The sequence below is a fragment of the Novisyntrophococcus fermenticellae genome (genome assembly GCF_018866245.1).
Classification (GTDB): domain Bacteria; phylum Bacillota; class Clostridia; order Lachnospirales; family Lachnospiraceae; genus Novisyntrophococcus; species Novisyntrophococcus fermenticellae.
Genome location: NZ_CP076458.1, coordinates 3,407,600 through 3,420,321, shown reverse-complemented (window position 1 = coordinate 3,420,321; position 12,722 = coordinate 3,407,600). Strand labels below are relative to the sequence as shown.

Genomic DNA, 12,722 nt, shown 5'->3' with positions numbered 1-12,722 from the left:
AAAATGAAGCTGAAGTCGGAAGGTGATTTACATAATCTGTTTACCTTCAGATAAAATTAAAGAAAATTGTATTGTGGATAACTATGTGGAAACATGTGGAATACTCGTATATAAAATTTAAAAAGGAAATTAAAACATTTATTTTATGCGGATTTTAGCCATATATTAATTTGTTGACAAAGAAAATAAGATATACACAGTGAATTTCAGCTCAAAGGCTCAATGTGGATAAATAAAATAATAGATTAACATCATAAACATTAGTAGAATCAAGGAATTAGAGGATATATGTGGATAATATAAACACTGAATACACAAGTTATGAACATTTTATCCACAAATTGTGGATAAAAATTACGTTAACCACAAGATAGAGTTTTTATCATATTATGCTTGACTTTAGCATGTTTTATGAATATAATTGTAATGATGTTTTCATATCTGAGAAATAGTTACGGTACTGTACCGTAAGAAGCATGTATGAATTACTATATTTTTGAATATAAAGGAGGTGCCTTTCCTATGAAAATGACATTTCAGCCTAAAAAAAGATCGAGAGCGAGAGTTCATGGATTCAGAGCAAGAATGAGTTCAAAAGGTGGAAGAAAAGTTTTAGCTGCCAGGAGATTAAAAGGAAGACATAAATTGTCAGCATAAAACCAAGACCGCATTTAATTATGTGGTCTTTTCTTCTATGTATACCCATATTAGATATGGAAACAGATTAATGTTAATTTTGGAAAAGGAATTCTATGAAATATTCAGATCGCTTAAAGAAAAACAAAGATTTTCAGATGGTTTATAGATATGGAACATCAAAGGCCAACAAGTATCTGGTTATGTATGTGAGAGAAAATCAGACAGATGAAAATCGTATTGGAATTTCAGTTAGTAAAAAAGTCGGAAACAGCGTAGTGAGACACCATTTGACCAGATTGATCAGGGAAGGGTACCGTCTTTTAGAAGAATTATTTCGTAGGGGAATTGATGTTGTAATTGTGGCAAGGGTAAATGCTAAGGACTGTACGTACCATGAAATCGAACGTGCAATTTACCATCTTGGTACATTACATCATATAATAGGTAAAAATCAGGATGAAGACGATATTAATTAAGTTAATACGATTTTATCAGAAGTATCTGTCACCGCTCAAGAGAACAAAGTGTCCTTATATTCCTACTTGTTCTCAATATGGGTTGGAAGCAATTCAGAAGTACGGTGCCTTTAGGGGTAGTCTGCTGGCAGTCTGGAGAATATTGAGATGCAACCCTTTTTCACATGGAGGGTATGACCCGGTGCCGTAGATGAGAAGAATATTTAGAAGGACAATTTAGTAACAGTTAAGCAAAATTAAGCTATGGATGACTGTAAGACTATATAATCGGAAATTGTCCAAGGAGGAAATTGATTTGGATATTTTACTTAGTAAATCGACCTGGTTTATTATCAAATGGGTATGTGAAGTATTAGGCGTTTTAATGAATGGAATTTATATTGTTCTGGATAAGATAGGAATTCCAAATATAGGTTTGGCAATTATATTTTTCACAATTATAATTAATCTGATTTTAACGCCGATTCAGATTAAACAGCAGAAATTTTCAAAGATGACGTCGGTTATGCAGCCGGAGCTTCAAAAAATTCAAAAAAAATATCAGGGAAAAAAAGATCAGAATTCTCAGATGAAGATGCAGGAAGAGACCATGGCTGTTTATCAGAAGTATGGTGTTTCTCCTACCGGAAGCTGTCTTCCTATGTTGATTCAGATGCCTGTTATGTTTGCTTTATATCAGGTAATATATCATATTCCGGGATATATAGGAACTGTTAAGAATATGTTTACCGGGGCGGTTCAGGCAATTCAGGGAGTCAGCGGCAGCGCAGATATATTATCTAAATTTGTCAGTGAAAATGCAGTCAGACTTTTTAGTACTGTTGATTACGATAAGCTGAGTGCAAATAATATCACGGATATACTGTATGTGTTGAAACCTTCACAATGGAGTAAACTTTCTGATATCAGTGCATTTTCCGGTATCAGTGATGTTCTGAATCAAACTGCGAAACAGACAGAACGTATGAATATGTTTCTGGGAATTAACATTACAGAGGCACCTATGGACGTGATTAAAAGTGCCTGGTCCTCCCAAAGCTGGCTGCTTCTTATTGGAGCATTGATGATTCCGATTTTGGCATGGTTTACCCAGTGGATAAGCTATAAGCTGATGCCTCAGGCTCCGGCGGCGAATAGTGATAATAAACAAGGCGGCATGGAGCAGTCCATGAAGATGATGAATACCGTAATGCCGATTATGTCAGCTTTCTTTTGTTTATCATTTTCTATTGGTATTGGTATTTACTGGATTGCAGGTGCTGTGATTCGTTGTATCCAGCAGGTGATAATTAATCGCCAGATGGCAAAGGTGGATATGAATCAGCTGATTGAAAAAAATCAGGAAAAGGTGAATAAAAAAAGAAAAAAGGCGGGACTTCCTCCACAGAAAATTACGCAGCAGGCTAAGATGAATGTACGTAACATCGAAGAACCTAAGGAAGAAAAAAAGCAGGAACAAAAAGAAAAAAATGTGAAAGATTCCACGGAATATTATAAAAATTCCACGAATTATAAATCGGGAAGTTTGGCTTCTAAAGCAAATATGGTTCGGCAGTTTGAGGATAAAAAGAAAAAAAAATAGGGGGATGAGCATATGGAATTCGTAGAAGTATCTGCAAAGACCGTAAATGAGGCAATCACAAAAGCGTGTATTGAATTAGGTGTTTCCAGTGACAGGCTGGAAATTCAAGTGGTTAGTGAAGGTAGTTCGGGTTTTCTTGGCTTTGGTGCAAAACCGGCGGTTATAAAGGCACGTAAAAAAGAAGAGCCGGTGAATGATTCTGTTGTGAAACATAAGACTGAAAATCCAGTTGAGAAAAAGGAAGCAGTTAAAAAAGAAGTTGTTTCAGAAAATAAAGTAGAACCTTTAACAGCGAAAGAAGAGCAAAAAGAGGAACATATTAAAGTTGACAAATCAGAGGAAGAAATAGTAGTGATGAAAGCATCTGCTCAGAAGTTCCTGGATAGTGTATTTCATGCTATGAATCTGGAAGTCGATATCAACATGGTTTACCATGCGGGAAATGACTCTCTGGATATTGATTTTTCAGGTGAAGATATGGGAATTTTAATTGGAAAAAGGGGACAGACACTGGATTCCCTGCAGTATCTCACAAGTCTGGTTGTAAATAAGGACCAGAAAGAATATGTGAGGGTAAAGCTGGATACAGAAAATTATCGAAAAAGAAGAAAAGAAACGTTAGAAAATTTGGCTAAGAATATTGCTTATAAAGTGAGAAAAACCAGAAAACCCGTATCTCTGGAACCGATGAATCCATATGAAAGAAGAATTATCCATTCTGCGCTGCAAGGTAATAAGTGGGTGGAAACCTATAGCGAGGGCAAAGAACCATATCGCCATGTTGTAATTACAGCAAAAAATAACTAAACGCAAAACACCGGGCCTGTTGGACAAACTGTATGTCTGACAGGCTCTGACTTTAAGACAGAAGTCTTTCAGGAAGGATTTTAATAGATGAAATCAAATATGGATACAATAGCTGCCATCTCTACTGCTATGGCTCCCTCCGGGATTGGTATCGTCCGGCTAAGTGGAAAGGATGCTGTTTGTATAGCAGATAAAATATACAAAACGCCGAAAAAAAATAAAAAATTATCCGAGCAGTCTACCCATACAATCCATTATGGTTGGATTAAAGATGGTGATACGAATATAGATGAAGTACTGGTAATGCTGATGAGGGGTCCCCATACGTATACAGGAGAGGATACGGTTGAAATTGATTGTCATGGAGGGATTCTTTCGGTAAAGAAGGTATTGGAAACAGCAGTAAAACATGGTGCCCGTCCGGCCGAACCAGGAGAATTTACAAAGAGGGCTTTTTTAAATGGACGTATCGATTTGTCTCAGGCTGAAGCTGTCATGGATGTTATATCAGCAAAGAACGAATATGCACTGAAAAGTTCGCTGGGACAGTTGAAAGGGTCTGTACTAGGTAGAATAAAGGAAATAAGGGATACACTAATCTATGAACTTGCGTTTATAGAATCCGCTTTAGATGATCCTGAGCACATCACAATCGACGGATATGGAGAAAAACTTAACGTTGTAGTAGAAGAGCAGATAGAAAAGATAAACAGACTTCTTTCCACCGTGGATGAGGGAAAACTGATACATGAAGGGATTAAGACTGTAATTGTAGGTAAACCAAATGTTGGAAAATCTTCAATTCTAAATCTTCTGGTTGGCGAGGAAAAGGCAATTGTTACGGATATTGCGGGAACGACCAGAGATGTATTGGAAGAAAATATAAATTTACAGGGAATTTCTCTACGGATGTTGGATACTGCCGGTATCAGAGATGCTTTGGATAAGGTGGAGCAAATTGGTGTGGAACGTGCCAGAGAACATGCAAAGGATGCAGATCTGATTTTATATATTGTAGATGCTTCTGTCCCGATGGATAAAAATGATGAACAAATTATAGAACTTATCAAAGATAAAAAGGCAATTGTTATATTGAATAAAAGTGATCTGAAATGTGTTGTTTCTATTCAGAATATAAAAAAAGAAGTAGATGCACCGGTCCTTTTAATGTCTGCAAAGGAAAATTCAGGTTTAACAGAGTTACAAGATATAATAAAATCACTATTTTTTAAGGGTGAACTTATATTTAACGATGAGATATATATTACGAATATCAGACATAAAAAGTCTCTGGAAGATGCCAGAATCAGTTTGAAACAGGTAAAACAAAGTATAGATATGAAGATGCCCGAGGATTTTTTTACAATAGATCTGATAAGTGCTTATGAATCGCTTGGAGAAATTACAGGGGAATCTATGGGAGAGGATCTGATAAATGAAATATTCAGTAAGTTTTGCACAGGAAAATAAAGGAGAATAGGAACAAAGTGGAGGTTATAAAGGATGCCACAAATTACAGAAGAATTTGATGTTGTTGTTATAGGAGCGGGACATGCAGGGTGTGAAGCTGCCCTTGCCTGTGCGAGACTGGGGCTTGATACGATAGTATTTACAATCAGTATGGATTCTGTTGCATGGATGGCATGCAATCCAAATATTGGAGGAACTTCAAAGGGTCATCTGGTACGTGAAATTGATGCTCTTGGCGGGGAGATGGGTAAAAATATAGATAAGACATTCATTCAGTCCAAGATGTTAAATAAGTCAAAGGGACCTGCGGTGCATTCCTTGAGAGCTCAGGCAGATAAAAGTGAATACAGCCGATCTATGAGAAAGATATTGGAAAATACAGATCACTTAACCATTAAACAGGCAGAAGTCAGTGAATTGATTATTGAAAAAGGAATTTTGAAAGGTGTAAAGACCGTTTCAGGTGCTGTCTATCATTGTAAAGGGGCTGTGCTATGTACCGGAGTGTATTTAAACGCCAGATGTATCTATGGCGATGTAAGCGAATACACAGGACCAAACGGGCTGAAAGCAGCTAACCATCTGACAGATTCATTGATTGAAAATGGTGTGGAGATGTATCGCTTTAAAACTGGTACACCGGCTCGTGTGGATAAAAGAAGTATTGACTTTAGTAAGATGGAAGAGCAGTTTGGTGATGAAAGGGTGGTTCCTTTTTCATTTTCCACAGATCCTGAAGATGTACAGATTGAGCAGGTATCCTGCTGGCTGACCTATACGAATGAGAAAACCCATGAGATTATTCGTCAGAATCTGGATCGTTCTCCTCTTTATTCCGGAATGATACATGGTACCGGTCCAAGATATTGTCCATCTGTTGAAGATAAAGTTGTTAAGTTCAAGGACAAAAGCCGCCATCAGGTATTTTTGGAACCGGAAGGACTGTATACAAATGAAATGTATGTAGGAGGAATGTCCAGTTCGATGCCTGAAGATGTACAGTACGAGATGTATCATACAGTTGCAGGTTTAGAGCATGCCAGGATTGTGAGGAATGCATATGCGATTGAATACGATTGTATTAATCCCATGCAGCTTCAGGCTACACTGGAATTTAAAAATATAAAAAATCTTTTTTCCGGAGGGCAATTCAATGGAAGCTCCGGGTATGAAGAAGCGGCTGCTCAGGGATTGATAGCGGGAATTAATGCAGCTATGAAGATAAAAGGGAGGGAACTCCTCGTATTGGATCGTTCGGAGTCATACATTGGTGTATTGATTGATGATCTGGTTACAAAAGAAACACATGAACCATACAGGATGATGACCAGCAGAGCAGAATATCGGTTGCTGCTGCGTCAGGATAATGCAGACTTGAGACTTAGAAAATACGGATATCGGGTTGGATTAATCAATGAGGAACAATATCAGAATCTGCTTTATAAGGAAAGACAGATTGAGAAAGAAATAAATCGTATGGAGAATACTTTTGTGGGAGATTCAAAATCTGTTCAGGATTTAATGAAGAGGATGAATTCGACTGCGCTGAATAGTGGGAGTTCACTTGCAGAATTGATAAGGCGCCCGGAACTCACCTATCAGGATTTAAGTGAAATTGATGTAAATCGTCCGCGGCTTTCGGAAGATGTTAAAGAGCAGGTAAATATAAACATCAAGTATGAAGGTTATATAAAACGGCAGATGAAACAAGTTGAACAATTTAAGAAGATGGAAAATAAAAAGATACCAAATGACATAGACTATGATCGTATAGGGAGTCTGCGTATTGAAGCAAAGCAGAAACTTAAAGATTTCAGGCCCATGAATATTGGACAGGCATCCCGGATTTCAGGGGTATCTCCGGCAGATGTATCGGTACTTCTGGTGTATCTTGAGCAGCTGCGAGTGACCTTTTAATCCCAACATCATAATATAGGAGTATAAAATAAAGTGAATGAATATAATCTAGATGAATTTAAAAAGGGATTGAAACAACTGAATCTGGTTCTTGATGATAATCAAATGAGTCAATTTATAAAATACTATGAGATATTGGTGGAATGGAATTCATTTATGAACCTGACTACCATTACTGAATTTGATGAAGTGATTTTAAAACATTTTTTGGATAGCATTTCTATCGTTAAAGGTTTGAATCTCAAAAAAATGCATACGGTTATTGATGTGGGAACCGGAGCGGGATTTCCGGGAATTCCTCTGAAAATTGTATATCCACATCTGCAAATAACCTTGTTGGATTCTTTGAATAAAAGAATTAAATTTTTGAATAAGGTAATTTCGAGTCTGCATTTGAAAGAAATAAATACAATACATGGAAGAGCGGAGGATTATGCAAAACAATTAGAATACCGGGAATCTTATGATCTTTGTGTTTCCAGAGCTGTGGCAAATCTTTCTTCACTTGCGGAATATTGTCTTCCTTATATAAGAAAGGGAGGTCTTTTTGTTCCTTATAAATCCGGAACTGTGGAGCAGGAGGTAAAAGACGCAGAAAAAGCTATTCATGTGATGGGTGGGGGCATGAAGGAAATAATACACTTTCAATTGTTAGATACCGATATGGAACGCTCACTGGTCATTATAGAAAAGAAAAAAAACACACCTGGACAATATCCAAGAAAAGCAGGATTGCCCGTCAAAGAACCAATAAAATAATCTAAAAAAAGAAGTTTCGCAGAGTTCATTTGCGAAACTTTTTTCACATTTATTTCACACTTTTTCCAGTAATAGAACACACTTTTTTCATAAAATGGATACCAGGGTCAAAAGGTCATGCGGAATAATCTGCAGGTATCAGGAGTAAAAAATTTAATTGACTAAAGGAGGTAAAAAATTGATTGAGGTAAAAAATCTGGTTAAGCGTTATGGAAATCATGTGGCGGTGAATAATCTTAATTTTACAATCGAAGAAGGAAAGATTTATGGTCTTCTTGGTCCAAATGGGGCGGGTAAATCCACAACTATGAACATGATTACGGGGTATCTGGCATCAACGGAAGGAACGATAACAATTAATGGACATGATATTCTGACAGATTCGGAAACTGCGAAGAAGTGTATTGGATATCTTCCGGAACAACCACCCCTGTACGTGGATATGACAGTATTTGAGTATTTAAAATTTGTAGCTGAATTGAAGAAAATTCCAGCGCAACACAGGGAAAAGCAGATTGATGAGATCATGGAACTTGTAAAAATCCGGGATATGAAAAATCGGCTGATTAAGAATCTATCAAAGGGATATAAGCAAAGAGTGGGACTGGCACAGGCTGTGTTGGGATATCCCGAAATAATTATTCTGGATGAACCTACTGTTGGATTGGATCCCAAGCAGATGATTGAAATCAGAGATCTCATAAAAAGTCTGGGAGAAAAACATACAGTTATATTAAGTTCTCATATATTGTCAGAAGTCAGTGCGGTTTGTGATTATGTGATGATAATTTCCCATGGAAAACTGGTTGCCAGTGATACCCCTGAAAATCTGAGCAATCATCTGGTGGGATCCAATACTTTAGAGTTTACAGTAAAGGGTGATTTGGGAATAATTGTATCAGAATTTGCAACAATTCCAAATATGGAGAATATTAAATATTCAGATTCTCAGGAAGAAGGCTGTGTGGATGTTTCTCTTACAACTTCAAAAGATGTCGATTTAAGGGAAATTATATTCTACAAGCTGGCAAAGTTGAATATCCCTATTTTTAAAATGCAGTTATATGCAATGTCACTTGAAGATGTTTTTCTGGAACTGACTGAGCATGATACGGAGGCGATTGAGCATCAGATAAAGGATAGTGACGAGATAGAAAATGATTCTGAGATAGAAAATATTTCGGAGTTGGAAGATGTTGAATTAAAGGAGGAGAAAACAGAATGAGGGCAATCTATAGAAGAGAGTTGAAAAGTTATCTGACCTCAATGATTGGTTATGTTTTCATGGCATTTATTCTGGGGGTTGTTGGGCTATATTTTGGAGCAATTAATATAGGTTCCGCATGGCCAAGAATTGGTGATACATTAAGCAATGCAACATTTGTTTTTTTAATTGCAGTCCCAATTTTGACAATGCGTGTCATTGCTGAGGAGAGAAAACAAAAAACAGACCAGTTGCTTTTAACTGCACCAATTAAAATTGGCGAGATCATAACCGGTAAATATTTTGCTTTGCTAACTATTTTTTTGGTACCTTTGTTTGTTATATCTCTTTATCCGCTGATATTAAAGAAATTTGGTACTGTTTCCATGGGAATGTCCTATACCTCTATATTAGGATTCTTACTGCTGGGATGTGCTGAAATGGCTGTTGGGGTTTTTTTATCGTCCGTTACAGAAAACCAGGTAATTGCAGCAGTTTTATCCTTTGCAATTTTATTTTTGAGTTATGTTTCAGAAGGAATCGCAGGATTATTTCCTCAGACTGCAAAGGCTTCGCTGGCTGCATTTATCCTGTTAATTTTTTTAGTCTGCCTCTGGATTGGGTCAATGATAAAAAATGTAATTATTACAGGGACTATTACACTTCTTGCTGAAGTTACATTAATTATATCATATATTGTTAAACCATCATTGCTGGAAGGCTTAATACAGAAATTTTTTGGCATTTTTAATTTTACCAGTCATTTTGATAATTTTATTAATGGCGTTCTGGATATTAATGGAATTGTTTATTTTTTATCAGTAGTTATAATATGTCTTTTTCTTGCAAATCAGACCATGCAGAAGAGACGTTGGAGTTAGGAGGGAGATATAGATGAAATTTGATTTAAAGAATAAATTATCTGAATTAAAGCGAAAGTTTACATTTAAAAACCTAAAAAATACATTTACTGGAGAAGAACAAAAGAAGCACCTGAAACAAGGATCTTATTCATCTATTATGACAGTAATTGTGATAGCAGTTGTGATAGTAGTAAATTTGGTATTCGGACAGCTTCCGTCTTCCATAACTCAGATTGATGTTAGTGATCAGAAACTATACACATTGAGTAAAGAAGGAAAGAAAGCAGTAAAAGATCTTTCGGATAAAGTGACATTGTATTATTATGTTAAGAGTGGAAGTGAAGATGATAATATATCAAAGCTGTTGAAAAATTTTAAAGAGGCATCAAGTAATATAAAAGTTAAAACGATTGATCCTGATCTTCATCCAACATTTGCGACAAAATATACTTCTGATAACGTGAGTAGTGGAAGCGTAATTGTAGTAAATGGGAATAAAAGTAAGGTATTAAGTCAAAGCACATTATACCAATCCGAGGTAAATTATCAGACAATGTCACAGCAAACAACAGGATTTGACGGAGAAGGTCAGATTGTAAGTGCTTTAAATTATGTGACAAATGATGATATGCCGGTACTTTATACACTTACCGGACATGAAGAAACAGAATTGGGATCCAATTTAAAAGACTCTATAGAAAAAGCAAATATGGAGATTAAGTCTTTAAATCTTCTGACCAGCGAAAATGTTCCAGAAGATACAGATATACTTTTAATAGCAGCGCCTCAGAAGGACCTGTCAAAGGAGGAAGCAGATAAAGTTATTGCATACTTGGAGAATGGAGGAAAAGTGTTTATATTTTCTTCTGTTAATGAAAATGAATTGACAAATTTTGAATCTATTCTTAGAAATTATGGATTACAAAGAGATAAGGGTCTAATTATAGAAGGGGATAATCAACATTATATTCCAAAACATCCGGATTATCTGATTCCAGATTTAAGTGGAAGTTCGGATATAACATCTGATCTGTCGGGCAATACATATGTGCTTACTCCAGATGCTCAGGCAATTAAAAAATTGGATAATTACAGGGATACATTGACCATAACGAGTCTTATTTCCACTACAGAGCGTGCGTATATAAAGAATATTACAGACGAAGGAAAAATCAGTGCTGAAAAAGATGATGGAGATGAAACAGGAAAATTTGATGTGGGAGTTTCAGTAACAGAGAATGTGGGGGATGAAAAAGAAGCAAATCTTGTATATTTTTCCGCTGTAAATATGTTAAGTGATGATGTAGATCATATGGTAAATGGAGGAAATACAAGTGTAATATCCAGTGTGCTTACCAGTATGAGTAATGTGGATAAATCAAGTGTTGTATCTATTCCCAGTAAAAGTCTCTCCGTTAGCAATCTGAATATTACGGCCTATAGTGCAAGTTTTTGGAGTATCATAACAATGGGTGTGATTCCGGTGCTATTCCTATTAGCCGGTTTTATTATCTGGATGAAGAGGAGAAAACAGTGATGAGGAAAAAGCAATGGTTAAAGCCGGTGCTTTGTCTGGCTGTTTTAATAATTTTACTAGGTGTGTATTTTGTCATGAAAACCCATAATACGAAAGATATAGGGAAGAAAGAAGATACTGATGAGATAACAGTAACGGATTTAAAAACCTCTGATATTACCGGAATAGCATTTGAAGTAGCGGGAGAAAAAATATCATTTTCTAAAAAAGATACATGGACTTTAGATGGTGAAGAAAGTTTTCCGTTAGATACTTCTAAAATTGACTCTGTTGCAGAGGGTATGGCAGCATTGCATGCGACACAAAAAATAGAGGATGCAAAGGATTTGTCAGAATATGGACTGAATGAGCCTGAAAACACAATAGATATAACTACAAAAGAGGGGACAACGTCACTTCATATAGGCACAAAGAATTTAACAACAAGTAATACATATGTTTATATGAATGATGAGAAGAATGTTATATATGTTGTGAATAAAGATGTTAAATCATTGCTTCCTACAGAGAGGATGGGATTAGCTGTCGGTGAAAAATATCCGGTAATTACAGCAGCTGATATAAAGGAGATAAAGATCGAAAAAGATTCTGATCCTATTCAATTGAAAGGAGATAGTGGTGATGGAATATGGTATGTGACAGATAAGCAGGGAAATCAATATAAGGCAGGAAGCGGATCTGTAAGTACTTTGGAATCCAGCATAACAGGACTGAAGTTTGAGAATCTGGTGGATTATAAAGGTGATAATATGGAACAATACGGTCTGGATCATCCGCAGACAGTAATCCAGGTTCATTATATGAAGAATAAAGAGAATGAAAGTAAAAACAACAAAAAGAAAAGTTTGTCCAGCGATGCAAGCGCTTCTTCCTCTGAGAATGGCGTTTTGGTAGAAGAGACGATGACTTTGAATGTTGGAATCAAGAATAGTAAAGGATCCTATTATGTGAATATGGAGGGATCGCGGGAGGTTCATACAATGTCGGCTGAGTCTTTGGAAGCTATAATAAATCAAAAAGCAGAAAGCTTCTGGGATATGTCAATTGTTACAGTTACAAAAAATAAAGTAACCGGACTGACAGTAGAGTATAAGGGTGTAAAAAAAGAAATAGACAGAACACTTAAGGATACTTCTAAAAAGGATGAAAGCACAGCTGGAGATGCAACTTATCAATGTGACAATAAGAAAATTGATACCAGTAAGTTTGATATCTTTTTTAATAAGATGACAGGTATGACTGCTCAAAGTAAAGACTTAGGTTTAGAAGATGTAAATCAGCCTGAAATGAAAATTACTATTCATATGGATGATGGAGACAAGATTATCACATATTCAAAATATGATGAAAACTTTTATCTTGTTACGGATATGGATGGAAAACCAGGACTGATAAGTAAGACTACAATAAAAGAATTTTTTTCCTCGTATGAGGGATTAAAGCTGTGAAAAAAGAGAAATATAGTAAA

Annotated in this window: 12 protein-coding genes; all 12 read left to right on the top strand. The window is 36.1% G+C overall.

The annotated features are described in order from the left end of the window. The first annotated feature begins 522 nt into the window (after positions 1–522). The 12 genes from rpmH (at position 523) to KNL20_RS15810 (ending at position 12,702) form a co-directional block, all read left to right on the top strand. Positions 523–657: a 50S ribosomal protein L34 gene (gene rpmH / locus KNL20_RS15865; protein ID WP_230398662.1), complete on the top strand. Its 135-nt coding sequence runs from the start codon at positions 523–525 to the stop codon at positions 655–657. A gap of 95 nt (positions 658–752) precedes the next feature. Beyond that, positions 753–1,115: a ribonuclease P protein component gene (rnpA, locus tag KNL20_RS15860; protein WP_230398661.1), complete on the top strand. Its 363-nt coding sequence runs from the start codon at positions 753–755 to the stop codon at positions 1,113–1,115. Further along, a complete protein-coding gene (yidD, locus tag KNL20_RS15855) occupies positions 1,096–1,305 on the top strand; it encodes a membrane protein insertion efficiency factor YidD (protein ID WP_230398660.1) in 210 nt (69 codons plus the stop codon). Before rnpA ends, yidD begins: the two co-directional genes overlap by 20 nt. Before the next feature lie 105 nt (positions 1,306–1,410). Then, positions 1,411–2,697, top strand: coding sequence for a YidC/Oxa1 family membrane protein insertase (locus tag KNL20_RS15850; protein WP_230398659.1), 1,287 nt, complete (start codon positions 1,411–1,413; stop codon positions 2,695–2,697). Between the two features lie 12 nt (positions 2,698–2,709). Beyond that, positions 2,710–3,504 (top strand): RNA-binding cell elongation regulator Jag/EloR, encoded by a 795-nt coding sequence (gene jag, locus KNL20_RS15845; protein ID WP_230398658.1) that lies wholly within the window; start codon positions 2,710–2,712, stop codon positions 3,502–3,504. Between the two features lie 87 nt (positions 3,505–3,591). Further along, positions 3,592–4,974 (top strand): tRNA uridine-5-carboxymethylaminomethyl(34) synthesis GTPase MnmE, encoded by a 1,383-nt coding sequence (gene mnmE / locus KNL20_RS15840; protein WP_230398657.1) that lies wholly within the window; start codon positions 3,592–3,594, stop codon positions 4,972–4,974. Between the two features lie 33 nt (positions 4,975–5,007). Continuing rightward, positions 5,008–6,891 (top strand): tRNA uridine-5-carboxymethylaminomethyl(34) synthesis enzyme MnmG, encoded by a 1,884-nt coding sequence (mnmG, locus tag KNL20_RS15835; protein WP_230398656.1) that lies wholly within the window; start codon positions 5,008–5,010, stop codon positions 6,889–6,891. A gap of 105 nt (positions 6,892–6,996) precedes the next feature. Then, positions 6,997–7,650 (top strand): 16S rRNA (guanine(527)-N(7))-methyltransferase RsmG, encoded by a 654-nt coding sequence (gene rsmG, locus KNL20_RS15830; RefSeq protein WP_230400134.1) that lies wholly within the window; start codon positions 6,997–6,999, stop codon positions 7,648–7,650. Positions 7,651–7,828: 178 nt separating this feature from the next. Then, positions 7,829–8,875 carry an ABC transporter ATP-binding protein gene (locus KNL20_RS15825; RefSeq protein WP_230398655.1) on the top strand — a complete coding sequence of 349 codons (1,047 nt, stop codon included), beginning with the start codon at positions 7,829–7,831 and terminating at the stop codon, positions 8,873–8,875. Then, on the top strand, positions 8,872–9,735 hold the full coding sequence (locus KNL20_RS15820; protein WP_230398654.1) for an ABC transporter permease subunit: 864 nt from the start codon (positions 8,872–8,874) through the stop codon (positions 9,733–9,735). Before KNL20_RS15825 ends, KNL20_RS15820 begins: the two co-directional genes overlap by 4 nt. A 13-nt stretch (positions 9,736–9,748) precedes the next feature. Further along, a complete protein-coding gene (locus tag KNL20_RS15815) occupies positions 9,749–11,254 on the top strand; it encodes a GldG family protein (RefSeq protein WP_230398653.1) in 1,506 nt (501 codons plus the stop codon). After that, positions 11,254–12,702, top strand: a complete 1,449-nt coding sequence (locus KNL20_RS15810) for a DUF4340 domain-containing protein (RefSeq protein ID WP_230398652.1) — start codon at positions 11,254–11,256, stop codon at positions 12,700–12,702. The genes KNL20_RS15815 and KNL20_RS15810 overlap by 1 nt, the downstream gene beginning before the upstream one ends. Positions 12,703–12,722: the final 20 nt, after the last annotated feature.